The 25,438-nt window shown below is 66.6% G+C and carries 20 protein-coding genes; 17 read left to right on the top strand and 3 right to left on the bottom strand.

Features of this window, described 5'->3' with window-relative positions:
- Position 1: 1 nt before the first annotated feature.
- The 7 genes from PBT88_RS14425 to PBT88_RS14395 all read left to right on the top strand — a co-directional run bounded on the left by PBT88_RS14425 (position 2) and on the right by PBT88_RS14395 (position 8,300).
- Positions 2–1,255, top strand: a complete 1,254-nt coding sequence (locus tag PBT88_RS14425) for a lanthionine synthetase LanC family protein (RefSeq protein ID WP_270076024.1) — start codon at positions 2–4, stop codon at positions 1,253–1,255.
- Positions 1,256–1,458: 203 nt separating this feature from the next.
- On the top strand, positions 1,459–2,088 hold the full coding sequence (locus tag PBT88_RS14420) for a glutathione S-transferase family protein (protein ID WP_270076023.1): 630 nt from the start codon (positions 1,459–1,461) through the stop codon (positions 2,086–2,088).
- 3 nt (positions 2,089–2,091) lie between these two features.
- The gene (locus tag PBT88_RS14415; RefSeq protein ID WP_270076022.1) at positions 2,092–2,352 is read left to right on the top strand and encodes a ComEA family DNA-binding protein; all 261 of its coding nucleotides are present in this window, start codon (positions 2,092–2,094) and stop codon (positions 2,350–2,352) included.
- On the top strand, positions 2,349–3,782 hold the full coding sequence (locus PBT88_RS14410; protein ID WP_270076021.1) for a dihydrolipoyl dehydrogenase: 1,434 nt from the start codon (positions 2,349–2,351) through the stop codon (positions 3,780–3,782). The genes PBT88_RS14415 and PBT88_RS14410 overlap by 4 nt, the downstream gene beginning before the upstream one ends.
- A gap of 134 nt (positions 3,783–3,916) precedes the next feature.
- Complete coding sequence (locus tag PBT88_RS14405; protein WP_270076020.1) at positions 3,917–5,170, top strand: HlyD family secretion protein; 1,254 nt, start codon at positions 3,917–3,919, stop codon at positions 5,168–5,170.
- A gap of 2 nt (positions 5,171–5,172) precedes the next feature.
- Positions 5,173–6,798 (top strand): DHA2 family efflux MFS transporter permease subunit, encoded by a 1,626-nt coding sequence (locus tag PBT88_RS14400; protein WP_270076019.1) that lies wholly within the window; start codon positions 5,173–5,175, stop codon positions 6,796–6,798.
- Entirely contained in the window at positions 6,798–8,300 is a 1,503-nt protein-coding gene (locus PBT88_RS14395; protein WP_270076018.1) for an efflux transporter outer membrane subunit, read from the top strand. Before PBT88_RS14400 ends, PBT88_RS14395 begins: the two co-directional genes overlap by 1 nt.
- A 56-nt stretch (positions 8,301–8,356) precedes the next feature.
- On the opposite strand, the gene PBT88_RS14390 is transcribed toward PBT88_RS14395, so the two are convergent.
- Positions 8,357–10,045 carry a glycoside hydrolase family 15 protein gene (locus PBT88_RS14390; RefSeq protein WP_270079275.1) on the bottom strand — a complete coding sequence of 563 codons (1,689 nt, stop codon included), beginning with the start codon at positions 10,043–10,045 and terminating at the stop codon, positions 8,357–8,359.
- A gap of 512 nt (positions 10,046–10,557) precedes the next feature.
- On the opposite strand from PBT88_RS14390, the gene PBT88_RS14385 reads away from it, so the two are divergent.
- A complete protein-coding gene (locus PBT88_RS14385; protein WP_270076017.1) occupies positions 10,558–12,084 on the top strand; it encodes an FAD-dependent oxidoreductase in 1,527 nt (508 codons plus the stop codon).
- On the opposite strand, the gene PBT88_RS14380 is transcribed toward PBT88_RS14385, so the two are convergent.
- Positions 12,076–12,999, bottom strand: a complete 924-nt coding sequence (locus tag PBT88_RS14380; protein ID WP_270076016.1) for an alpha/beta hydrolase — start codon at positions 12,997–12,999, stop codon at positions 12,076–12,078. The genes PBT88_RS14385 and PBT88_RS14380 overlap by 9 nt on opposite strands.
- A gap of 126 nt (positions 13,000–13,125) precedes the next feature.
- On the opposite strand from PBT88_RS14380, the gene PBT88_RS14375 reads away from it, so the two are divergent.
- The 3 genes from PBT88_RS14375 (at position 13,126) to PBT88_RS14365 (ending at position 17,031) form a co-directional block, all read left to right on the top strand.
- Entirely contained in the window at positions 13,126–13,923 is a 798-nt protein-coding gene (locus tag PBT88_RS14375; RefSeq protein WP_270076015.1) for an SDR family NAD(P)-dependent oxidoreductase, read from the top strand.
- 42 nt (positions 13,924–13,965) lie between these two features.
- Complete coding sequence (locus PBT88_RS14370) at positions 13,966–14,859, top strand: SDR family oxidoreductase (protein WP_270076014.1); 894 nt, start codon at positions 13,966–13,968, stop codon at positions 14,857–14,859.
- Positions 14,860–14,937: 78 nt separating this feature from the next.
- Positions 14,938–17,031, top strand: coding sequence for a catalase (locus PBT88_RS14365; protein WP_270076013.1), 2,094 nt, complete (start codon positions 14,938–14,940; stop codon positions 17,029–17,031).
- A 220-nt stretch (positions 17,032–17,251) separates the two neighbouring features.
- On the opposite strand, the gene PBT88_RS14360 is transcribed toward PBT88_RS14365, so the two are convergent.
- Positions 17,252–18,088, bottom strand: coding sequence for a LysR substrate-binding domain-containing protein (locus tag PBT88_RS14360; protein WP_270076012.1), 837 nt, complete (start codon positions 18,086–18,088; stop codon positions 17,252–17,254).
- Positions 18,089–18,387: 299 nt separating this feature from the next.
- Here PBT88_RS14360 and PBT88_RS14355 point away from each other — a divergent pair, with 299 nt between their 5' ends.
- The 6 genes from PBT88_RS14355 to PBT88_RS14330 are packed head-to-tail and all read left to right on the top strand — an operon-like array spanning position 18,388 to position 25,435.
- Entirely contained in the window at positions 18,388–20,508 is a 2,121-nt protein-coding gene (locus PBT88_RS14355; protein ID WP_270076011.1) for a TonB-dependent receptor, read from the top strand.
- 20 nt (positions 20,509–20,528) lie between these two features.
- The gene (locus PBT88_RS14350; RefSeq protein WP_270076010.1) at positions 20,529–21,869 is read left to right on the top strand and encodes an NtaA/DmoA family FMN-dependent monooxygenase; all 1,341 of its coding nucleotides are present in this window, start codon (positions 20,529–20,531) and stop codon (positions 21,867–21,869) included.
- Positions 21,870–21,871: 2 nt separating this feature from the next.
- Positions 21,872–22,642, top strand: a complete 771-nt coding sequence (locus PBT88_RS14345; protein ID WP_270076009.1) for a class II aldolase/adducin family protein — start codon at positions 21,872–21,874, stop codon at positions 22,640–22,642.
- Complete coding sequence (locus PBT88_RS14340; RefSeq protein WP_270076008.1) at positions 22,639–23,805, top strand: ABC transporter substrate-binding protein; 1,167 nt, start codon at positions 22,639–22,641, stop codon at positions 23,803–23,805. The genes PBT88_RS14345 and PBT88_RS14340 overlap by 4 nt, the downstream gene beginning before the upstream one ends.
- Positions 23,802–24,659, top strand: a complete 858-nt coding sequence (locus PBT88_RS14335; RefSeq protein ID WP_270076007.1) for an ABC transporter permease — start codon at positions 23,802–23,804, stop codon at positions 24,657–24,659. The genes PBT88_RS14340 and PBT88_RS14335 overlap by 4 nt, the downstream gene beginning before the upstream one ends.
- Complete coding sequence (locus PBT88_RS14330; protein ID WP_270076006.1) at positions 24,656–25,435, top strand: ABC transporter permease; 780 nt, start codon at positions 24,656–24,658, stop codon at positions 25,433–25,435. Before PBT88_RS14335 ends, PBT88_RS14330 begins: the two co-directional genes overlap by 4 nt.
- Positions 25,436–25,438 lie beyond the last annotated feature (3 nt).

Genomic DNA, 25,438 nt, shown 5'->3' with positions numbered 1-25,438 from the left:
CATGCTGCCGGATCGAACGATCGCGATCGAGGTGGCGGCGCAGATCGGATTCGGAATCGCGCGCCGTGCGATCCGCAGCGGCGATCGATGCACCTGGCTGGATGCAGTGCCGGCCCTGCCGGGGCAGAACCCCGCCATCAGCCGATCGTGCGGGCCGGATCTCTATGGCGGCACCGGCGGCATCGGCTGGTTCCTGGCCGAACTCGCCGCCCGCGTGCCCGATCGCCTGCTGCGCGACACCGCGCGGGCTGCCCTGCGGCAGAGTGCCGCGCGGGCGGATGATCCGTCGCTGATCGGTCCCCATGGCTTTTATGGCGGCCGTGCCGGCGTCGGAGTGGGGCTCCTGCTGGCGGGGCAGGCGCTGGACGACGACGAGGCGATGGTGGCCGGCCGCCGGCTCCTGGACGCGTTGCCGCTGGATGGTCATGCGCCGGACCAGACCGATCTGATCTCGGGATTGGCGGGCACGGCGCTCGCGCTGGCGATCGCCGGCGACGTGCTGGCGGCGCCGAACCTCGTCGCGCGTGCGGCTTGCGTGGCGAGGACGCTGGTCGGGCTGGGCGTGCGCGAACGGGATGGCGTGTTGTCCTGGCCGACCATGCCGGGCACGCGGGCCCATCTGACGGGCTTCGCCCACGGCACCGGCGGGATCGCCCATGCCTTGCTCGTCGTCGATGCGCTGCTCCCGGATGCAATGTTGCGGAGCGCGGCGATCGCGGCCCTCGCTTATGAGGAGCGGGCCTATAGCCCCGAACAGCGCGGCTGGCCGGACGATCGTCTGCTGCCGGGCTATCCGCCCGATCGAGCTTTTTATCCCACGGCCTGGTGCCATGGCGCGGCGGGGATCGCCCAGATGCGCCTGGCGGCGGCCGGGCGCGGGCTTGGCATGGCGGGCGCACTCGACGCTGCACTGGACGCGACGGCCCGCGAGGCAACGCGGATGCTCGGGCTGCCCGGCAGCGACCTGACATTGTGCCATGGCCTGCTCGGCCTTGCCGATGCGCTGCTGGATGCGGCGCGAGCGGGGCGTGACCCCGGCCCGCTGGCGGCCATTCTGGAGAGCGCGATCACGAACTTCCACATCGGCGAGGCGCCATGGCCATCGGGGTTGCCGACGCGCGAGGCGGTCAGCGGCGTGATGCTCGGCCATGCGGGGATCGGCTGGCTGTTCCTGCGCGTCGCCGATCCCGCATGCGGGTCCATCCTGTTGCCCGGCGCCCAAATCCTCACGCGCGGGGGTGTGACCGGGCCGTGACCGGGGCGTGATCGGGGCGGGGCCGACGTGGGAAGGGCAAAGGGCGCGTTGCGTCGCCATGACGCGAAAACGGGGCGACCCCGGATCATGGCCGCCCCGGCCGGAACTCTGCGTGGCCCGGTTCGCTTGGATGCCGGACCCCCGGCCCGGATGTGCGAGGCTCGGGCGCGGGATGTTCATTCCGCGAATCTGGAAGGCGCCCCATGATCACGCTCCACCATCTGAATTTCTCGCGGTCGACACGTATCCTCTGGCTTCTGGAGGAATTGGGGCTCGACTACGAGCTGGTCACCCATGCGCGTGATCGGCACTCGCGGGCGCCCGATGCGCTCAAGGCGATCCACCCGCTCGGCAAGGCGCCGATCCTGATCGACGACGCGCTGACCCTGGCGGAGTCGGGCACGATCCTGCGCTATCTCGAACAGAAATATGGCGATGGCCGGCTGGTGCCGGCGCCGGGCACCGCCGATCGGGCGATCCATGACGAATGGCTCGATTTCGTCGAAAGCTCGGCCGGGCTGCCGATCATGCTCGTGCTGCTGGGCGGCATGACCGGCGGCTTGCCCGAGGGCCTGTCCCGTTTCGCCAGGCCCGAACTGCGCAAGACGCTCGACTATATCGATGCCGGCGTGCGCGATCGTCCGTTCCTGATGGGGGAGCGCCTCACGCTGGCGGATATCCAGATGAGCTATCTGCTGGCTGCGGCGCGCCACGCCGGGCTGCTCCAGGATCATCCGGCGATCCTCGCCTATCTCGAACGGCTGGAGGCGCAGCCCGCGATGGTGAAGGCGCTGGCACGCGGCGGCCCGATGACGCCGCCGGAGCGGAACTGAGCCATGACGACGGTCGATATCAACCATGCCAGCGCGGCCGAGCTCGACGCCGTCGATGGCCTGCGCGGCCACGGCCCGGAAATCGTGCGCTATCGGGCGGAGCGGGGCCGCTTCACCGATGTCCGCCAGCTCGATGAAGTGCCCGGCTGTGCCGGCAAGCTGTCTGCCGAGCAGCGCGCCGCCTTGTCGGTGGGCCAAGGGTCGGTCAGCCAAGAGTCGGTGAGCAGCGGGTCGGCAGGCTCCGGCGACGGGAATCACGCATGAGCCGGATCGAGCGCGACGTGGCGATCATCGGCGCGGGAACGGCCGGCCTCGCCGCGGAGCGGGCCGCCCGGAAAGCCGGCGCCACGACCATCCTGATCGACGATCGCTTCGCGGGGACGACCTGCGCGACGGTCGGCTGCATGCCCTCGAAGCTGTTGATCGCGGCCGGCCATGCCGCCCATGCCGTCCGCACGGCCGGCACCTTCGGGATCGACGCGCCGCCGCCCGCGATCGATGGCGCGGCGGTGATGCGGCGGGTGCGCGCGCAGCGCGACGCTTTCGTCGCGGCCACGATCGAGACGATCGATGCGATCCCCGAGGGCATCCGGCGGCAGGGCCGGGCGCGGTTCCGCGACGCTTCCACGCTGGCGCTGGACGACGGTACGTCGGTGGCCGCCAGGGCGATCGTCATCGCGACCGGATCGCGGCCGCACGTCCCCGAGATGTTCCGCGTGCTGGGTGATCGGGTGCTGACCAACGAGACGCTGTTCGAGCTCGGCACGCTTCCGGCCTCGATCGCGGTGGTCGGCAGCGGGATATTGGGGCTCGAACTGGCACAGGCGCTGGTCCGCCTCGGCGTGGCGGTGGTCGTCTTCGATCAGAAGGAGGCGATCGCCGGCTTGCAGGACGATGCCGTGGAGGCGGCGTTGCGTGACATCCTGTCGCGGGAATTGCCGTTCCATCTCGGCGTCGAACTCGTCGCCTCGCTGGACGATGGCCAGGCGCGGCTCGACTGGTCTGGCCCGACGCAGGGCTCGCAAGCCTTCGACTATGTCCTCGTCGCGGCGGGACGACCGCCGGCCCTGGACGATCTGGGGCTGGGCGATACCGGCCTGTCGCTCGACGAGCATGGCGTCCCGCTGTTCGACAGGCGGACGATGCGCTGCGGCGAGAGTGCGATCTTCCTGGCGGGCGATGCCGATGCCGATCGGCCGGTGCTCCACGAGGCATCCGCCGAAGGGGCGATCGCCGGACGTCATGCGGCTTGCTATCCGACGCTCACGCCGGCCGATCGGGGCGTCGCCTTCTCGATCATGTTCACCGATCCCCCCGTGGCCATCGTCGGCAAACAGCTCGGCAAGCAGCTCGGCGAAGCCGGCGCCGAGCGCCCCGTGATCGGTTGCAGTTCCTACGCCGATCAGGGCCGGGCAAAGGTCGAAGGCCGCAATGCGGGTCTGGTTCGGATCTACGCCACGCCGACCGACGGCCGCCTGACCGGCGCGTGCCTGGTCGGCCCCGGAATGGATCATATCGGCCATCTGTTCGCCTGGGCGATCGAGCGTGGCGAGACGGCGACGGCCTTGCTCCGCCTGCCTTTCTATCACCCGACCTTCGAGGAAGGGGTGAAATCGGCGCTGCGCCAGATCTGCGACACGGTCCATTCCGCTCTGCCGAGCGATCGCGATGACGGCGCCCCGCCCGGCGGCTGACCGCAGCCGCCGGCACGGCGACGGGGCGTTTCGGCGAGTCGGGTGCGATGGGTGGGAACGAAATCGCGCCTGCCGCGTCACGGACTCTCGAATGGGGGCCGCGACTCCCGGATAATCGGGGGTATGGCCAGCCAATGACAGCGGATCGCGATCAAGACCGTGCGTCGGACGACGACGGCAGGAACGACGGCGAAGATCGTCCCGATACCAGGCCTCGTTCCGCCCATGGCGATGACGGGCATGACCATGATGACCGTGAGCCCGACGAGGATAAGGGCAAGCGCGACGACGATGATGACGATGATGACGGCGACGAGGATCAGGACGATCACGACGGTCGGCCGCCGCTCTACAAGCGTCCGCTCTTCTGGCTGATCTTCGGCGTGGTGGCGATCGTGCTGATCGTCGGCGGCCTGCTGTTCTGGCTGCACGCGCGCAAGTTCGAATCCACCGACGACGCCTTTGTCGACGCCCATGTCGTGCGGCTCGCGGCGCAGGTGTCCGGCCAGCTCACCGCCGTGGCCAATGTGGACAATCGGCATGTCGAAGCCGGCGCGCTGCTCGCGACCATCGAGACCGATGCGACCCAGGCGACCGTCGAGCAGGCGCGCGCGCAATGGCTTCAGGCCGAGGCGCAGATCGAGCAGGCGCGCGCGCAGGTGACGTCCGCGCAGGCGCAACGCGCGCAGGCCGTCGCCGAGGCGGTCCAGCCCGAAGCGCAGGCCGCCAAGGCGCAGGCCGATCTGAAGCGCTATGTGGCGCTCCGCCAGATCGATGCCGCGGCCGTTGCCGGCACCCAGATCGATCAGGCCCGCGCGCAGGCCGACAGCAGCGCCGGGCAGGCGGCGGCCGCCCGGCGCGCGATCGACAATGCCGATGCCCAGATCGCCGTCGCCGAGAAGCAGGTGAAGTCGGCGCAGGCGCAGAAGGCCGGCGCGCAGGCGCAGATCGACTCCGCCAAGGTGACCTATGGCCATCTCGATATCCGCGCGCCGGTGGCCGGGCAGGTCGTCAATCGCAGCGTCAATGTCGGCAGCTATGTGCAGGCCGGCAGCCAGTTGATGGCGATCGTGCCCGATCGGATGTGGGTGACCGCCAATTTCAAGGAAACCCAGCTCGCCCTCATGCGGCTGGGACAGCCGGTGGATATCAGCGTCGATGCCTTTCCCGACGTGCATTTCGTGGGGCATGTCGATTCGATCCAGCGCGGCGCCGGTCAGGCCTTCGCGCTGCTGCCGCCGCAGAACGCCACCGGCAATTATGTGAAGGTGGTCCAGCGCGTGCCGGTTCGCATCCTGTTCGACCGGCGCAACCGGAACGATCCCGATCTGCACCATTATGCAATCGGGCCGGGCATGTCGGTGGTGCCGACGGTCAGGGTCCGCTGAGCGTGGCCGCGGCGAAGGGGGCGAAGGGGGGTGCCAAGGGCGGCGCCGATCCGGACGCGGGCTGGTCGGACGAGCGCTCGGCCGCGCGGGGGCGCAACCCCTGGCTGATCGTGATCGTCATCAGCCTCGCCACCTTCATGGAGGTGCTGGACACCGCCATCGCCAATGTCTCGCTGACCCATATCGCCGGCTCGCTCGCCGTCTCGCTGGACGAGGTGACCTGGGTGCTGACCAGCTATCTCGTCGCCAATGCGGTGATCGTGCCGATCTCGGGATGGCTGTCCGACGTGCTCGGCCGCAAGCGCTTCTACATGATCTCGGTCTTTCTGTTCACCGTCTCGTCGCTGATGTGCGGGCTGGCGCCGAGCCTGTCCTTCCTGATCCTGTCGCGCATCTTCCAGGGGCTCGGCGGCGGCGGCCTCGCGACGTCCGAGCAGAGCTTCCTCGCCGATACCTTCCCGCCCTCCAAGCGCGGCATGGCGTTCGCCGCTTACGGCGTGGTGGTGATCGTGGCGCCGGTGATCGGGCCGTCGCTCGGCGGCTACATCACCGACAATATCAGCTGGCACTGGATATTCCTGATCAACGTGCCGGTCGGCATCATCTCGCTGATCCTCGTCCATTTCCTGGTCGACGAACCGGAGGCGCTGGAGCGCGATCGCCGCAAGAAGCTGAAGAAGGGCCTGAAGGTCGATGGTGTCGGCTTCGCGCTGGTGGCGCTGGGGCTGGGCTGTCTGGAGGTTACGCTGGATCGTGGCCAGCGCGACGACTGGTTCGGATCGGGCTTCATCACCGCGATGGCGATCACCGCGGTGCTGTCGCTGATCCTGCTGGTGGTGTGGGAGCTCAACCGCAAGGATCCGATCGTCAACATCCGCCTGCTCGGCAACCGCAATTTCGGCGTGTGCGTGCTGATGATGCTGACCGTCGGCGTCATCCTGTTCGGATCGACCCAGCTGATCCCGCAGATGTTGCAGGAGGTGTTCGGCTACACCGCCACCGATGCCGGCCTCGCGCTCACCACCGGCGGGCTGGCGGCGCTGGTGGCGATGCCGTTCACCGGGTTGCTCACCGGGCGGGTGCAGACCCGCATCCTGCTGGGCGGCGCCTTCACGGTGCAGGCACTGGCCTTGGGGCATCTCAGCGGCATGAACGCCGATGTCAGCTTCAACCATATCGCGATCGCGCGCGTCTATCAGGCGATGGCGCTGCCCTTCCTGTTCGTGCCGATCAACGCGCAGGCCTATGCCGGCCTCGATCCCAAGCAGTTCAACCAGGCCTCGGCGCTGCTCAACGTGGCGCGCAACCTCGGCGGATCGATCGGCATCTCGTCGGCGCAGGCGCTGCTCGAACAGCGCGAGCAATTCCATCAGGCGCGGATCGTGGAGGGGCTCAACCCGCTCAATCCGAGCTACATCGAGGGCCTGAAGCAGATCGGCGGCACGCTCGGCGGCGCGGTCGAGGATGCCACAACCTCGCAATTGGCGGCGCTTTATCAAATGGTGACCAAACAGGCGGCGATATTGTCCTATATCGATGTGTACCACACCCTCATGATCTTCGTGTTCTGCATCGCGCCGCTGGCGATCCTGCTGCGGCCGGTCAAGGGCGGGGCGGGAGGACATTGATGCGTCGTCTGTCGCTCCTCGCGCTGCTGCTCGCCGGCGGCTGCACCGTCGGCCCGAACTATCGCGCGCCGACACCACCCGCGCCGCCCGCCTTCGCCGGGCCAGCGGGCAACGGCAATGCCGAGGCGGTCGATCTCGCGCATTGGTGGCAGGCGTTCGGCGATCCAGAACTCACCCGGCTGATCGAGATCGGCCTGAAGCAGGCGCCCGATCTGCAAACCGCGGAATCGCGGGTGCGCGAGGCGCGCTATGCGGTGGTGCAGGCGCGTGCCGCCGGGCTGCCGTCGATCGACGGCGCGGGCAATGCCGAATATCTCAAATTCCAGCGGATCGGCCGATCGGACGTAAGCGATCTGGTCGACAGCGTCACCCAAGGATCGGGCGGCTCGACCGGCTCGACCGGCACGCCGTCGATCCCGACCAGCTTCCACACCTTCTCCGCCGGCTTCGATGCGAGCTGGGAACTGGATATCTTCGGCGGCGTCCGCCGACAGGTCGAGGCGGCCCGCGCCCAGGCCGAGGCGACTGAATGGAACGCCCGCGATGCGCGGGTCAGCCTGGCGGCCGAGATCGCCGCCGATTACCTCCAGATGCGGGGCTATCAGGAGCAGCAGCGGATCGCCCAGTCGGAGGTGGATCGTCAGCAGCGGTCGCTCGACATTCTGAGCCACACCGCGCAGGTCGGGCTGGTGCCGCAGGGCAATGCGATCCGCCAGCGGACCCAGCTCGCCCAGGCCAAGGCGCAGATCGCGCCGCTGGAGGCGCAGGCCCGCACCCAGATGCACGCCTTGGCGGTGCTCGTCGGCGAGCAGCCCGAGACATTGATCAGCGAGCTTTCGACGGCGCAGCCGCTGCCCGCCGTGCCGCCCGTCATCCCGCCGGGGCTTCCCGTCGATCTGATCCGGCGCCGGCCCGACGTGCGGGCGGCGGAACGCCAACTGGCCGCATCGACGGCGGATATCGGCGTGGCGGTCGCCGATCTCTATCCCAAGATCGCGCTGACCGCGATGCCGCAGCTGGCGACCGCGTGGCTCGGCGGCTTCTTTCTCGGCAAGACCTTCCAATTGACCGCGCAGGGGCAGGCGAGCTTCCCGATCTTCGATTTCGGCCGCCGCCGCGCCGTCATCAACGAGCGCAAGGAGCAGCGCGAACAGGCCTATATCCAATGGCGTCAGACCGTGCTGGGGGCGCTGCGCGATGTCGAGGACGCGCTGGTCCGTCTCGATGCCGAGCAGAGGAGCAACGCCGAACTGCGGGGCGGCGTGGACGATGCCCGGCGGGCGCTGGCCACGGTGCAGGCACAGTTCCAGGTCGGCCTGCAGGATTATACGCCGGTGCTGGATGGCCAGCAGCAGCTTCTCCAGGCGCAGAACAGCCTGTCCCAGAGCGACGTCCGGCTGCGGGAGGATGTCGCGTCCTTCTACAAGGCGGTCGGCGGCGGCTGGTCGCAGGCGGACCTGCCGCCGGATCGCCCCGAGATACAGGATGCACCGAAACGCTGATCCGGTGCTGATGCCGGTTCAGGCCTGCACGGTCCCATCATGGTCGCGCGCATTGTTCATCGGTGGGCGAGGCTGGTGATCGCCATCACCAGCGCCAGATGGGTCAGCCCCTGCGGCACATTGCCGAGATAATGTCCGTCACCCGGATCGGCCATTTCCGCATAGATGCCGACGCCGCGATCCATGGCGGCGATCAGCCGTTCATACGCCCGCTCCGCCTCGTCCTGCTGGCCGAGCAGGGCGCGCGCCTCGACCATCCACAGGCTGCACGCCAGGAAGCAGCCTTCCTCCCGCGATGCACCGTGGTAGCGATAATGATAGGGGCCTGCGCCCAATGTGCGGTCGATCGCATCGAGTGACTGCCGAAGCCGGGATGGGTTGGGAAAGCCGAAGGGCACGGCCAGCGCGATCGCGGCGTCCACCCCATCGGCCCCGGGATAGAAGAGGTAGCTGCCGATCTCGTCGGACCAGCAATGCTCGTCGATCCAGGCGGCGATCCTGTCGCGCTCGCGAATCCAGCGATCCCGGCAGGTGGTCGGCAGCTGGCCCGCGCTGGCCAGTTCGGCGGCCCGTGCCAGCGCCTGCCAGCAGCTGATCTTGGACATGGTGTAATGGCGGGCGTCGGGCAGCTCCCAGATGCCCGAATCCGGCTGGCGCCAGCGATCGGCGCATTCGTCGGCGAGATGGGCGAGGGTCTCCGCGCTGCTTGCGTCCAGAATATGCCCGGCGCTGACGAAATGGGCGGCGGTGCCGAAGATGTCGCCATAGACGCCATGCTGATGCTGATCGGTGGCGGCATTGCCGACCAGAACGGGCGTCGACCCGCGATAGCCGGGCAGGGCGATCTCCCGCGCCTCCGGCACGAGACCGCCGTCGAGCGTATAGCAGACCTGGGCGCCATGCTCCTTCAGGCGTCGCAGCAGCCAGGTGAAGGCGGCCTTGGCCTCGGCCTGTGCATCGACGGCCAGGAACGCCTTGATGGTATAGCCGGCGTCGCGCACCCACGCGTAGCGATAATCGTAATTCTTGGTGCCGCCGATCCGTTCCGGGAGTGAGGTGGTCGCGGCGGCGGCGATCGCACCGCTCGGCGAAAACAGCAGCAATTTGAGGGCGAGGGCGGAACGCACCAGCGCGTCCCGGTGGACGCCATCATATCGCAGCTTGCCGGCCCACTGCTTCCATTCGGCATCGGAGCCATCAATGCGGCCGTCGATATCCTCGATCGTCGGCACCACCAGCGGTTCGTCCTCGCCGGCGACGATGGCGATGGTTTCCCGATCGCCGGGCCCGACCGACAGGCCGGCTTCGAGACCGGCATCGTCCAGACGGCGCACCGTGATCCCGTCGCTGGTCCGAAACAGGCCGAGGACATGGCCGGCGTGGAAGACGGACTGGTCCCCGACCGCCGACACATAGGGATTGATCGTCTCAGCACGCCTGCCGAAGCGCACATGGATGTCGAACGTCACATGGCCGTCCAGCCCGTCGATGCGCCGGGCGAGCTCGGTCCAGGGCAGTCGGCCCGCGGTGCCGCTGTTCATCGACTCCGTCAGTCTGGCGCGGCCCGTTGCCGTCGTGAAGATCGTTTCCAGCACATTGCTGTCGGCGCGATACTGGCGATCGATCCGAAACGGCGCATTCGGCGCGACCGCAAAATAGCCGCCGCATTCGGGATCCAGCATCCGATCGAACAGAGGCGGGGAATCGAGATTGGGAACGCACCACCAGTCGATCGATCCATCCATCCCGCTCAGCGCGATCGAGCGCCCGTCGCCGAGCGCGCCATAGCCCTCGAGCGGAATATATCCGGCTTCGTCGCGGCTGGGTGGGGGGGCGTCGAAATGGGGTGTCTGGCCGGATTCGGTCGTCAAAATAAGCATCCCATTCGGGCAATGGCGGGAAGATACCCGCGGCCTGCGAAGTGTGACCGGCCAACGCGCGCGTCCCGCGGCGGTTGCACGAGGGACCGGAACGCGTGGGGCGGCGGCATCCGGGGCCGTTGCACTCCCTCTGCGGCCGTGCCGATGGCGGCAAGGCTTGTTGAGAGTCGTTCTCCAAAGGAACCAGCCGGTCCCGCAACTCGTAGAGGAACGGAATCTTCCGTCGCGACAACGGCATCGCCACACTGTCGGGCCATCGGCGCTGCCGCGCCGCTGGTCCGCACGGGGATCGCCCTCGCCGCCAAACCCGACCCGTGGCCCGACCTGTGGCCCGACCCGTGCCCCCGCGTGCTGCGCTTTCCCGAAAGGATGATCACATGGCCGATCAAAAACCCGATTTCTCCGCCGGGATTCCGGCGGCCGCGCTCGATCAGGGCGCGATCGTCGCCGGCACCGTGGATGGCGAGGCGGTCGTCCTGGTTCGTCATCAGGGCAAGGTCTGCGCCGTATCTGGTGAATGTACCCATCTCGGGGCGCCGCTCGAAACCGGCATCGTCGCATCGGGGGAATTGCGCTGCCCCTGGCACCATGCCCGCTTCGCGCTGGCAACCGGCGAAGCGGTCGGCGCGCCGGCGATGGAGCCGCTGTCTTGCTATGACGTGGTCGAGGAGGATGGCACCGTGCGCGTCACCGGCAAACGCGGGGTACGGCAGCCGGAGGAGGTCCAGTCCCGCGGCGGCCCGATCCTGATCGTCGGCGGCGGTGCGGCGGGCCACGCCTGCGCGGACATGCTGGCACGGGCCGGGCAAGGCGGACGGGTGACGCTGCTCAGCGCCGATCGGGACGCCCCTTATGACCGGACCTTCTGTTCCAAGCAGTATCTGGCCGGCAAGAAGGAGCGGGCCGATTGCCTGCTGCCGGAGCCCGGTCAGGGAGAGGGGGCGCCGGTTGCGATCCGCACCGGCGTGGAGGTCGCCAGCATCGATCTGGAGCGTCGCATCGTCACGACCGGCGATGGCGAGGATATTGCCTACGACACGCTGATCTTGGCGACCGGCGCCGAGCCGACACGGCCCGATATCGAGGGACTGGACCACCCGAATGCCCGCCTGCTGCGGACGCTTGCGGATGCCGATGGCTTGATCGCCGCGGCGGATACGGCAAAACATGTCGCCATCATGGGCGCGAGCTTCATCGGGTTGGAGGTCGCGGCATCCTTGGTGCAGCGCAAGCTGTCGGTCACCGTCATCGCGCAGGACGACATCCCGCTGGCCGCCATACTGGGGCCGGAGGCGGGGCGTTTCGTCCAGTCGCTCCACGAGGACAAAGGCGTGCGCTTCCAGCTCGGCCGGACGATCGCACGCTATGACGGCACCGTCGCCACGCTCGACGACGGATCGACGGTGGAGGCCGATCTGCTGGTGATCGGCGTGGGCGTGGAGCCGCGCGTCGATCTCGCCGAGAAGGCCGGCATTGTGTTGGCGACCGAGGAGGAAGGCGGCGGAATCCGCGTCGATGAGACGATGGCGACCTCCGCGGAAACCATCTTCGCGATCGGCGACGTGGCGAATTATCCCGATCCGCGGCTCGGCCATCGCATCCGTGTCGAACATTGGGTCCATGCCCAGCGGCAGGGCCAGTATCTCGCCCGTCGCCTGCTCGGCGAAACGAATGAGGGCTTCGGCGATACGCCGTTCTTCTGGTCGGGCCATTATGATGTCAGCCTGCGCTATGTCGGCCATGTCGCCTCGCCGGACGACCGGCGGGTCGAGGGGGCGGTGGAGCAGGGCGAATTCGCGATATTCTTCCGCGAGGATGGCGAGGAGCAGGCGCTCCTCACCGGCAAGCGCGATATCGAGGCGCTGGACGTCGAGGCAGCATGGGACCGTCCCGCCTCAGCCTAGCCACGTCGCGATCAGATCGAGCAGATGGGTGCTGGTACCGATATGCCCGCCCATCTGCAGGAAGCCATGGATCATGCCTTCGAAGCGATGATGGCGGAGATCGACGCCGGCCTCCTCCAGCCGTTCGCCATAGGCTTCGCCTTCGTCTCTCAGCGGATCGGCGCCGCAGGTGACGAGCAAGGTCCGGGGCAGGCCGTGCAGATCGGGCATCAACAGGGGAGAAGCGGCGGGCAGGCTTCGATCCGCCTCGCAGGCGAGGTGGAGATCGATCTGCCTCTCCAGATCGTCCAGCGCGATGATGTTGCCGTCCTCGCTTTGCCGGGAGGGATAAGCCGCTCCCCGGCGCAGGTCGGTGTTGGGATAGAGCAGTAATTGGCCGGCGAGCGCCGGCCCGCCCTGGTCTCGCGACCGCACCGCCAGCGCCGTGGCGAAGGTGCCGCCGATGCTGTCTCCCGAGACGACGATGCGGGCCGCATCGACACCCAGTTCGTCCGCTCTGCCGGCCACGCCGAGCAGCGCGCGCCAGCCGTCATCCAGTTGCGCCGGGAAGCGGTGCTCCGGCGCCCGCCGATAGAGCGGCGCCGCGACGATCCAGCCGGTGCGATGCGCCAGCGCGCGCAGGCACGGATCATGCCCGTCGACCGATCCGGCGATCGCGCCGCCGCCGTGCATATGCAGCAGCAGCGGCAGGCGGCCTGCTGCCGGTCGGTAGAGGCGCACGGCCAGCGGTTCCGGCCCGTCCGCCAGCATGAGATGGCTGATGGCGTGGAGCGGCTGCGGCGGGCCGCCGCAATCGTGCAGCAGCGCCGTCTGATAGCGGAAATCGGCGAGCCAGCGGGCATCGTCGGCATCTTTCGGGCGCTCCGGCGCACGCTGGGCGAGAGCCTCGAGTATCTGTGTCGCCTGCCGATCCATGCTCGCATCCTCTGGTTGCTGATCTCCATCAAGTCTGCCGAAGAAAAGCGGTTCCATCGTCGCCGGGCAGGGAACCACGAGGCCGCCGAACGCTTGAGTCCCTATCCCAAATCGGAGACGCACGGCATGAAGCTGGATATCGCAGGCAGGATCGCGCTCGTCACGGGTGCGGACAGTGGCATCGGCCAGGAAACGGCGCGTAAGCTGCTGGAAGAAGGGGTGCGCGTCGCGATCAGCGACCAGCCGGGCGGCCAGCTGGACAAGAGCCTGGCCACGTTGAAGCCACTGGGCGAGGTGGTCGCCTTCGAGGCGGACGTCACCAAGCTGGACAGCGTGCAAGCGCTGTACGGCAAGGTTCGCGAGGCGCTCGGCGATCCCGACATTCTCGTCAATGCCGCCGGCGTCACCGGCGCCACCGGGGATTTTGTCGAGGTCGACGATGCCGGGTGGCTCGAGACGCTGAACATCAATCTGATGGGCGCTGTCCGCATGGCGCGCGAGGCGATCCCGGCGATGCGTGCCAAGCAGTGGGGGCGCATCGTGCTGATCGGCTCCGAAGACGGCGTGCAGCCTTACATCGATGAACTGGCCTATTGCGCCTCCAAGGCCGGGATCATCAATTTGGCCAAGGGTCTGTCCAAGGCCTATGGCGGCGACAATGTGCTGGTGAACACGGTGTCGCCGGCCTTCATCGCGACGCCGATGACCGACAAGATGATGCAGAAGCGCGCCGAGGAAAAAGGCGTCGATTTCGATGAGGCGGTGACGAGCTTCCTCGCCGAGGAACGCCCCGGCATGGCGCTCAAGCGGCGCGGCACCCCGCAGGAGGTCGCCGACATGATCGTCTTCCTCTGCTCGGAGCGCGCCAGCTTCATCAACGGCAGCAACATGCGGGTCGATTCCGGCTCGGTGATGACGATCTGACGCCCCGGCCAATCCCATATTCCCATTCAAGGAGATGCTATCATGACCGATCGCCTGACCATGCAGGATCCCCGCGCCCAATATCCGCAGCCGCCGTTTCCGCGCCAGCCGCAGCCGGTTCCCGGTCTTGCCGGCAAGATGGACCCGCAGCCCGATCACGGCGAGACCAGCTACAAGGGCTCCGGCAAGCTGACCGGCCGCAAGGCGTTGGTGACGGGCGGTGACTCCGGCATCGGCCGGGCCGCGGCCATTGCCTTCGCGCGCGAAGGCGCCGATGTCGCCATCGCCTATCTCGCCGACGAGGAGGCCGATGCCAAGGAGGTCGTGGTGCTGATCGAGGCGGAGGGTCGGACGGCCGTCGCGCTCCCCGGCGACGTGACTGATGAAGCATGGTGCCGCACCCTGGTCGAGCAGACGGTGGCCGGGCTGGGTGGTCTGGATCTGCTGGTGATCAACGCCGGCCACCAGCAGAACCGCCAGTCGATCGCCGAGGTCACGTCGGACGATTTCGACCGGACGATGAAGACCAATCTCTACGCGATGCACTGGATCGCCCAGGCCGCCGTGCCGCACCTGCCGGCCGGCGCGTCGGTGATCACCACCGCGTCGGTCCAGGCCTATGACCCGTCGGCGATCCTGCTCGACTATGCGACCACCAAGGCGGGCATCGTCGCCTACACCAAGGCGCTGGCGAAGCAGCTCCTGGAGAAGGGCATCCGCGCCAATGTCGTGGCGCCAGGGCCGTTCTGGACGGCGCTCCAGTCGAGCGGTGGCCAGCCGCCGGAGGCGGTCACGAAGTTCGGCGAGGAGAGCGCATATGGCCGCCCCGGCCAGCCGGTCGAGATCGCGCCGGTCTATGTGCTGCTCGCCTCGCAGGAGGGCAGCTTCATCAACGGTGAAGTCTATGGCGTGACCGGCGGCGCCGGCATCGCCTGACTATTGGCCGGCTGATCCTCCAAGGGGGCCGGGCAAGCCTGTCCGGCCCCGACATGACGACGACGCGGGAGACGCATGATGAGCGACAAGGCATTTGACACCGATCGCGGGCAGGGCGGCGAAACCCACCAGCACGTGCCCGAAAAGGGGCCGCATGGCAGCGCCGAAGCCCATCTGACCACCAATCAGGGCATCCGGGTCTCGGACAACCAGAACAGCCTGAAGAGCGGCGCGCGCGGGCCGACGCTGCTCGAGGATTTCGTGCTGCGCGAGAAGATCTTCCACTTTGATCATGAGCGCATTCCCGAACGGATCGTCCACGCGCGGGGATCGGCGGCGCACGGCTATTTCGAGGCCACCGACGATATCTCCGATCTCTCCAAGGCGGCGTTGTTCAAGAAAGGCGAAAAGACCCCGGTCTTCACCCGCTTCTCGACGGTCGCCGGTGGTGCCGGATCGGTCGACACCCCGCGCGACGTGCGCGGCTTCGCGGTGAAATTCTACACCAGCGAGGGCAATTGGGATCTCGTCGGCAACAATATTCCGGTGTTCTTCATCCAGGACGCGATCAAGTTCCCCGATCTGGTCCATGCGGTGAAGATGGAGGCGGACAAGGCCTATCCGCAGGCCGGTTCGGCGCACGACACCTTCTGGGATTGGGCCAGCCTGATGCCCGAAACCACGCACATGCTGATGTGGGCGATGTCCGATCGCACCATCCCGCGCTCGTTGCGGATGATCGAGGGGTTCGGCATCCACACCTTCCGGCTGGTCAATGCCGAGGGCCAATCCACCTTCGTGAAGTTCCACTGGAAGCCCAGGCTCGGCGTCCAATCGACCGTGTGGGACGAGGCGATGAAGCTCCAGGCGGCCGACAACGACTATCACCGCCGCGATCTCTACGAGGCGATCGACACCGGCAGCTATCCCGAATGGGAACTCGGCATCCAGGCGTTCGACCAGGCCTTTGCCGATGCGCAGCCTTATGATGTGCTCGACGCCACCAAGATCATTCCCGAGGAGGTGATCCCGGTGCGGATCATCGGCCGGATGGTGCTGGATCGGAACCCGGACAATTTCTTCGCCGAGACCGAACAGGTCGCCTATTGCCCGGCGAACATCGTGCCCGGCATCGATTTCTCCAACGATCCGCTGCTCCAGGGGCGGCTCTTCTCCTATCTCGACACCCAGAAATCGCGGCTCGGCACGGCGAACTTCCACCAATTGCCGATCAACGCGCCGAAATGCCCGGTGATGAACTTCCAGCGCGACGGGCAGATGCAGATGACCGTGCCCAAGGGCCGCGCCAATTACGAACCCAACAGCCTGGCCGCGCATGGCGAGGAGGGCGGCCCGCGCGAATGCCCGATGACCGGCTTCAAGACCTTCCCGAGCGCCGAGGGCGGTGACGAGCAGGGCGACAAGCTGCGCGTGCGCGCCGAATTGTTCGCGGATCATTACAGCCAGGCGCGGCTGTTCTGGACCTCGGTGACGGACAGCGAGCGAGCGCATATCGCCTCCTCCTTCACCTTCGAGCTGTCGAAGGTCGGGCTGGAGCAGGTGCCGTCGCGTCTCGTCGCCAATCTGCGGAATGTGGACGAGGAACTGGCCCAGCGGGTCGCCGACGGCCTCGGCATCGACCTGCCGGAGAAGGCCGATGCGGCGCGCGATCCGATCGATATGGCGCCGAGCCCGGCGCTCTCGATCCAGAAGAACATGAAGGAGAGCCTCGAAGGCCGCAGCATCGGCATCCTGATCGCCGACGGATCCGATGCGGCCGAGGTCGCGAGCGTGAAGAAGGGCGTGGAACAGGCCGGCGGCAAGGCCGTGATCGTCTCGCCCAAGATCGGCGGCGCGGTGCTGTCCGACGGCAAGACGCTGAAGGCGGACGGTCAGTTGGCGGGCTCGCCGTCGCAGATTTTCGACGCGGTGGCGATCATCCTGTCCGAGGAGGGCTGCGCGGCGCTCGTCAAGCAGGCGGCGGCGATCCAGTTCACAATGGATGCGTTCGGCCATCTCAAGGCGATCGGCGCCTCCGATGCCGCGCAACCGCTGCTCGACAAGGCCGGCGTCGAAGCCGACGAGGGCGTGACCGGTCTGGGCGCAGACTTCCTCAAGGCCGCAGCCAAGCGCTTCTACGATCGCGAGCCACAGGTGCGTCTGCTGGCCTGACGGCCAACCGACAGCGGCACAGGGACTGGTCGGCTATCGGCATGCCGGCCAGTCCCGGCATATATGGCCGCGCGGATCGCGGATCGTGGCGATGACGTCGATCTTCCGGCGCTGTGGAGAGGGAGTGGGATCGGTCGCTTGGCGCTGCCTTTCGACGGGATGCAGCCACTAATCGGGTTGTCCGCCAAGGTCGTGAGACGCCAGTCGGCATCACCCGCTCTCACAGTTTTGTGAGAGCATCCGCGGCTGCGCTGCGGAAATGGCCCGCGGCGGGAGAAAGAGTGAGTATGCTATGCAGGACGAACCCGATGTCGGGTAGCGCCGGCAAGGATTTCGCCTTCAGCACCTGGTCTGCTTCCGCAAAAAGCGCGGTGCGGCAAGTGATGCCCAGCCCCGCATCGACCGCGGCTTTCAACGTGGACAGGTTGGGAGCCTCGATCGCTATGCGATAATCACGGCCCGACGCATTCAGGGCCGAAAGAGCCGCATCGCGGAAGCGGCAAGGGGCCTCCAGCAAAGCAAGCGAAAGGACGTTGTTCTTCAAAGCTGTCTGCCGGCCGAACCAGCACATTGGCTGGGCCGCGACGACTGCCTCTTCGGCGACATCGCCCATTCCGATCACGATATCGAGCTCTCCCTCGGCGACCAGTTTCTTGAGCTGCACCGTCCGCGCAACTTTTACATAAATCTGGGTCTCGGGAAATTGGTCGGAAAAGTCGCTGAGCAGCCCCCGCAGAAACGCATCCGAGAAATCTTGAACGATCCCGATGCGGATGGGGCCTGAGAGGGCGTTGCTGCTGATGGCGCTGACGGCCTCGTCGTGCAGCGCCAATATCTTGCGCGCGTAGGAGAGCAGCGACTGCCCGGCGGCGGTGAGAACGAGGCGCCGCCCGTCGCGCTGGAAGAGAGGCTGTCGCAACTGGCTTTCCAGATTCTTGACCTGGGAGCTCAGGGTTGATTGCGACAGCATGACCTGGTGCGACGCGTTCAGCAACGATCCGCAATCCACGATCGCCACGAAGCTGCGGAGGAGGGCGGTCGACAGATTTACGGACATGGCACCTCGCGGGCGGGAATCTCCAGCCACACATGGACGCCGGGCCTCGACGATACAATCTTCCTGCCATCGCCAGCGCCAGCACGATCCGCCATCGACGCTCCGAAAATCCCGAAGCTCATATCGGAAACTTCGAAAAATCCTACCTATCTGATAGGGAATAAACCCTATGTTTGGGGTAGACTTCTATCCGGTTAGCAAACGCCTCGACACAAACAGAGGCGAAATGACGCATGCGGGGGAAGCAGAAATGGGATCGGGCAGGGCGGAAGGGATTCCGGGGTGTTCCGGAAATCGGCGTGGGGCTTGTGGGCCTCACGATGCTCATCGGCGGTACGCCGGTGCTTGCCGAGGATGTGGCCACCGCGCCTGACAAATCGGGTGGGGAGATCGTCGTGACGGCAGAGCGGCGTACCACGCCGCTCCAGACGACACCGCTTTCGGTCGGCGTGCTGAGCGGCAAGGATATCCAGGAACAGAAACTCGTGCAGCTGCGCGACCTGTCCAGTTCGGTGGCTGGCCTCCAGGTGCCGGCGGCCGCGACGCCCAGCCTTTCGTATCTGTTCATTCGCGGCATCGGCACGATCTCGCCGACCTATAGCGGCGCGGTCGGCATCTATGTGGATGACGTCTATCAGGCGCGTGTCATCAACAGCGGCATCTTCGGCCTGCCGGACATCGAGCGGATCGAGGTGCTGCGCGGGCCGCAGGGCACGCTGTACGGTCAGAATACCAGCGCGGGCGCGATCAAGATCGTCTCGAAGACGCCCGGCAATGATTTCACCGGCTCCTTCTCGCTTGCTGCGGGCAATCTGAAGCAACTCGATGGCAGCGCTTATGTGTCGGGCCCGATCGTGACGGACGTGCTGTCCGCGAGTTTCGCCTATGCCCATGACGAAACCGGCGGGTTCACCGAGAACGTCACGCTCGGCAAGAAGGTCAATCGGGTCCACACCGATCAGGGGCGGGTGAAGCTCCATTTCACGCCGGCCGGCGATGCAGGCCCCGATGTGAACGCCTCCTTCTATTTCCTGCGCGACCGATCCGACAACGCCGCGCTCTCGCCGCTCAACGTCGCCGATCCGAATCCGCGCGTGACCTACGAAAATCTCGATCTGCGCATCCACAACAACAATTATCTCGGCTCGCTGTCGGTCGCGCAGAAGCTCGACGACCATCTGACCGCGAAGTCGATCACCGGGTATCGCTGGTTCGACGATTCGCCCGACCCCTGGTCGCAGGACGGCCTCGCCACCGATACGTTCGAATGGCAACTGAATCTCCATCAGCGGCAATTTTCGCAGGAGCTTCAGCTGCTCGGCGATTATGGACGGCTGACATTCAGTTCGGGCGCGATCTACTATCACGAGCATTTCATCGCCGATCGGCCCAACGTCACCTTCGGCGTGCGTGGCGGCGCGATCAGCAAGACCGTCACCGACAGCGTCGGTATCTATACCCAGGGCCATTATGCGATCACGCCTCGGTTCGGGGTGACGGCGGGACTGCGTTATTATCGCCAGTGGGACGATTATGATAACAGCGGCTACACGTCGAACGCCGATTTCCAGCCCATCGCGACCACCTATTCGCTGACCGGCCTCAAGCAGACCACCCACGGGCTGACCCCGAAAGTCGGGATCGACTATAAATTCTCCAGCAGCCTGTTCGCCTATGCGAGCTACACCAAGGGCCAGAAATCCGGCGGCTACAATCCAGTGGCGGCGGCCGCCGTCATCGCGGCGATCGCGATCAAGCCGGAGAAGGTCACCACCTATGAAGCCGGCCTGAAGATCGGATCGGGCCGCGCGCCCGTCCAATTCAACATCAGCGGCTTCTACAACGATTTCCGCGACTATCAGACGAACCTGTCCAACGTCTTGCTGAACGGCATATTGGTCAACGGATCGGTGGCGTTCAACGCCCAGAAGTCGCGGACTTACGGCGTCGAGGTCGAAACGATCCTGCATCCCGTCAAGGCCCTGGAGCTGCGGGTGAACGGAACCGCACTCAGCGCCAAGTTCACCCGCTTCACCTATCAGACCGCATTCGGCAGCGGCTCCTACACCGGCAACCAGCTGCCTTACGCGTCCAAATATAATCTCGGCGCGAGCGCGGCTTACACATTGCCGATCGGCGAGCTGGGTGATGTCAAGCTACGCGGCGAGGTGAAGTACACATCGCGCGGCTACGCCGATCTCACCAACGTCACGGTCCTGCCGAAGCAGACCTACGTCAATCTCGACGCGAACTTCACGACCGCGAACAAGCATTGGCAGATCTTCGTGCGGGCCAGAAACCTGCTCGACAAGACCTACGCGATCGGTGGCATCCCGATCACCCCGACGATCCCGGGCGTGCTCGCCACCACCTACAATCCGCCCCGCACTGTCGAGGGCGGCGCCACCTACAGCTTCTGACAGCGACGAGGAGATTTCCCATGGCGCGTGACGGCAAACTTAGGCTCGGTATCGGTCTCCAGGGCGGCGGGGGGCATTGGCGCGATCCGACGGTGTCGTCCGGCGCGGCGGCGGAGTTCGCCAGCTATCGCGAATATGGCCGGCTGGGCGAGGCGGGAAAATATGATTTCGGCTTCATCGCCGACAGCGCCTACATCACCCGCGATTCCACCTGGCCGTTCCTGAGCCGGCTCGAGCCGCTGGCGGCGCTGTCCGCCCTGTCGGCCGTCACCACCCATCTCGGCCTCGTCGGCACCTTCACGACGTCCTACAGCTATCCCTTCACTACCGCGCGGCAGCTCGCCTCGCTCGACAAGATCAGCGAGGGGCGCGCCGGCTGGAACGCCGTCACCTCCGCGCTGGAGGGCGTGGCCCGCAACTATAATGGCGACAAGCTGCACGACCATGCGCTTCGCTACCGGATCGCGGACGAATATATCGATGTCGTAAAAGGGCTGTGGGACAGCTTCGAGGACGATGCCTTCACTCGCGACAAGGCGAACGACGTCTATCTCGACTGGGACAAGATGCACGCGCTCGACCATGTCGGCGAATTCTTCCAGGTGCAGGGCCCGCTCAACATGGAGCGTTCGCCGCAGGGGCGCCCGATCATGTTCCAGGCGGGCGCTTCGGAAGACGGCCGCGATCTCGCCGCCAAGCATGCCGACGCGATCTTCTCCGCCTTCGCCGAATCGGACGATCTGGAACTCGGCAAGGCCTATTATCGCGACATCAAAAGCCGGGCCATCGCCCATGGCCGCTCGCCCGACGACATCCTGATCTTCCCGTCGATCGGCCCGATCGTCGCTGATACCCAGGAAGAGGCGGACGCGCTCTACGAGCGGGAGGCCGCCTATGTCGATGCGCACCATGCGGTGAAATATCTCAGCCGCTATTTCAGCTTCTTCGATTTCGGGCAGTTCCCGCTCGACGAGCCGCTGCCCGAGCTGGGCGATATCGGCGCCAACAGCTTCAAGTCGACCGCCGAATATTATCTGCGCATCGCCCGCGAGGAGAAACTGACGCTGCGCCAGCTGGCTTACCGCGCATCCAATCCCAAGGGCGGCTTCGTCGGCACGCCGGGCTTCGTCGCCGACAAGATCCAGCGCGCCTTCGAGGAGAGGGCGGTGGACGGCTTCATCATCTTCGGCACCCACGCCCATATCGGCACCTTCAACGCGCGGGTGCTCCCGATCCTGCGCGAGCGCGGGCTGTTCCGCGACGAGTATGAGAGCGCCACGCTGCGCGGCAATCTCGGCCTCGAATATCCGGTGAACCGCTATACGGCGGCGCGCGCAGAACCGGCGCTGGCGGCGGAATAGGCATGGCCACCGCCGCTCCCGCCATCCCGCCGACGCAACCGCCGCGTCTGCCGCCGAAACCCGCCTTCGCCAGCTTCGCCGAGGAGCGGCGCGACAGCCAGGTCCGTCTGGTCGCCGCCTATCGATTGTTCTGGAAGCTCGGTTTCGACGAAGGGGTGATGGGCCATCTCTCCTTCCGCGATCCCGAATTCCCGGATCGCTTCTGGCTGAACCCGTTCGGCCTCTCGCTCGGCCTGATCCGCACCAGCGACCTGATGTGCATCGGCCTCGACGGCGCGGTGATCGCGGGCGATGGCTTCCCGCATATCGGCGGGGTGCCGCTCCATTCGGCGATCTATCGCGATCGGCCCGAAGTGATGGCGATTGCCCACACCCATTCGCCGGCGGGCAAGGCTTGGTCGACACTCGGCCGCCTGATCGAACCGATCTCGACGGAGGCGGCGGTGTTCTTCGGGCGGCACGGCATCTACGACAGTTTCGCCCATGGGGAGGGTGCGGCGCTGGCCGCCGCGGCAAACGGCAATCGTGCCGTCATCATGAAGAGCCACGGCATCCTGACGGTCGGCGAGAGCATCGATGAAACCGCCTATCTGTTCGCCTCGCTGGAGAAGGTCTGCGCCGAGCAGTTGCGGGTCGAGGGGCTGCGGCCGCAACACGTCCCCGAAGAGCAGGCGCGCCTGATCTCGGATCGTTTCAGTGCCTATAGCGGATGGCTCAACTTCCAGCCGGCGTTCGAAACCATCCTGCGTGAACAGCCGGACCTCGCCGAATGAGCAGCCTCGCTTTGCCCGCCGCACGGCCGCGCTCCTGGGTGATACTGGGTGTGGCGGCGCTGCTTCTCGCCGCGCTCGGCCTTTCCGTCCTGATTCCGCAGCGCGTGTTCGAGGCCGCGCAAGCGACCGGTGGCGTCGAGGTGCCGCCCCCGGTGATCCGGTTCGGTGGCCCCGGCGCATACAAACAGAATCAGAAGATGTGGGGGCTGCTCGAGGTCGCACGGACCAAGGGCTTCCTCGACAAGGCCTTCGCCGGCACGGGCACCAGGCTGCAGTTCATCGGCTTCACCACCGTGCCGATGGTCGGTGAGGCGCTGGCATCGGGCGAGATCGATTTCGCAGGACAGGGCGAGCTGATCGCGCTCCTTTCGCGCTCGGCGGGCACGCGCACGCGGGTGATCATGCCGGTCAGCCGAGGCGAGAATGCCTATCTCGTCGTGCCGGTCGGCTCGCCGATCCACCGCGTCGAGGATATCCGCGGCAAGCGGATCGCGTTTATGCGCGGTGCCTATATTCACATCCAGACGCTGCGGATCCTCGCCGATCACGGCCTGAGCGAGAAGGACATCGTGCCGGTCAATCTCGATCCGGCGAGCGCCGCGACGGTGATGGCATCGGGGGGCATCGACGGCACCTTCGTCGGCGGCCAGCTCGCTTTGCCGATGCGGGACAGGGGCGTCGGGCGCATCGCCTATTCCACGCGCAACGAACCGCGCGAGACGGCGCAGACGGGGCTGATCGTCAGCGATGCGTTTGCGCGTCGCTATCCCGGCACCACGCAGAAGGTGGTCGATGCCATGGTGCAGGCGGCGCGCTGCGCGGCCGATCCGCGCCATCGCGAGGAACTGATCTCGCTGTGGGTCTATGGCACCGACCGCTCGCTCGCCAACGTCAAGGAGGATCTCGGCCCGGGCCCGCTCACCGCGCGGACCAGTCCGCTGATCGATCCTTTCGTACTCTCGCAATATCGCAATACGCAGGCCTTCGCGCAGCAAGCCAAGCTGCAACGTAACCCGGTCGATCTCGGCGGGTGGATCGACACCACTTTCCTCGATCGCGCGCTCCGCCGGCAGGGGCTGGAGAATTTCTGGCCGCGCTTCGATCCGCAGGGGCGCCCGCATGGCGGGGCGGCCCAGTTCCAGTCGCAGGATAATGATCGATGACGGCGATCGCACCCGTCTCCCACTTTGCCGCACCGACCGAGGCACCGGCGGCGGCATCGCCGGGGCGTCGGCGAGCACCACGGGCGGATCGCATGGCCGTCAGGCTGTTGCCGTGGCTGGTTCCGCTCGCGCTCTTGCTCCTCTGGCAGCTGAGCGCACGGTTGGACTGGTTGCCGCCCCAGATCATGCCATCCCCCCATGCGGTGCTGCAGGCGATCCGGGATTCGATCGCTTCCGGCGATCTCCAGACCAATCTCGCCAAGACCCTGATGTGGTTGCTGGAGGGTTATGCCGTGGGGGCGGTGCTGGCGCTTGCCATCGGTATCCTGATCGGCCTTTCTCAGACCGCATCGGACTATATTTATCCGAGCTTCAAGGCGATCGCCTATGTGCCGGTGCTCGGTTGGTTGCCGCTGTGGCTGGTTCTGCTCGGCGTCGGCGATGCGCTGAAGGTGGTGCTGGTGGCGCAGGCGACGCTCTCGCCGATCGTGTTCAACACGCATGACGGCATCCGTTCCGTCCCTGCCAAGCTGATCGAGCTTGGCCGGGTAACGGGGCTGAGCCGCCGCCAGATGCTGCGCCATATCATCTTGCCCCATGCCTTTCCGTCGATCTGGAGCGGCATTCGCTTCGGCCTCACCAAGGCCTGGCTGGCGCTGGTCGCGGTCGAGCTGCTCGCGTCGACCGAGGGCTTGGGTTTCATGATGGTCAACGCCCGCAGCCTCTACCAGCTGGACGTGATGTTCGTGTCAGTGGTGGCGATCGGCCTCGTCGGCTTCGGGCTCGATCGTGGGCTGGAGGCGATCGAGAAACATGTCCTCAGATGGCGCGACGCGCCGGAGGTAGCGGCATGACGATCCCCCGCAAGCTGCTGCGAGGCCTCGTCTTGCCGGCGGTCCTGCTGGTCGTGTGGCAGGCGGTCTGCTCGCTGGGCATCGCCGATGCCCGGTTGGTCGCATCCCCGGCCGCGGTGTGGCGCTATTTCGCCGCTTCGGCGGGCAGCGGCGATCTCTTGGTGGACCTGGGCGCAAGCCTCGGCCGCGATCTGCTGGGTTATGCCATCGGCGCGACCGTCGGCGTGGCAGGCGGCGTGCTGCTCAGCCTCTCCCGCCTGACCAGGGATCTGCTGTTGCCCGGCATCAACGCGCTCAAGCAGGTGTCGATCTTTGCCTGGGTGCCGCTGATCTCGATCTGGTTCGGGCTGGGCGAGGGCGCGCGTCTGTTCGTGATCGCCTTCTCGGTCTGGTTCCCGGTGCTGTTCAACACGCTGGAGGGCATCGCCGCCATCCCGCGCGAGCTGCGCGAACTGCCGGCGGTCTATGGATTGAACCTCTGGCAGACCGTGCGCCGGCTGATCCTTCCCGCCGCTTTGCCGTCGATCTTTACCGGTCTCTATGTCGGGCTGGTAATGGCCTGGATGGTGACGCTGGGCGCCGAATATATGCTCACCTCGACGCGCGGGCTGGGCCACCTGTTGTTCGACGGCCGCGAGAATTTCCGGATGGACCAGGTGTTGGTGGGGGCCATCGTCGTCGGCATCGTCGGCTATCTGATCCACGCCATCGCGGACGCCATAGAGCGTCGTGCGCTCGCCTGGCGCGGGACCGTCACCGAAATCCGCATCCTGTGACCA

This window comes from Sphingomonas abietis (assembly GCF_027625475.1).
In the GTDB taxonomy this organism is placed as follows: domain Bacteria; phylum Pseudomonadota; class Alphaproteobacteria; order Sphingomonadales; family Sphingomonadaceae; genus Solisphingomonas; species Solisphingomonas abietis.
This window is presented reverse-complemented; position numbering and strand designations above follow the sequence as displayed.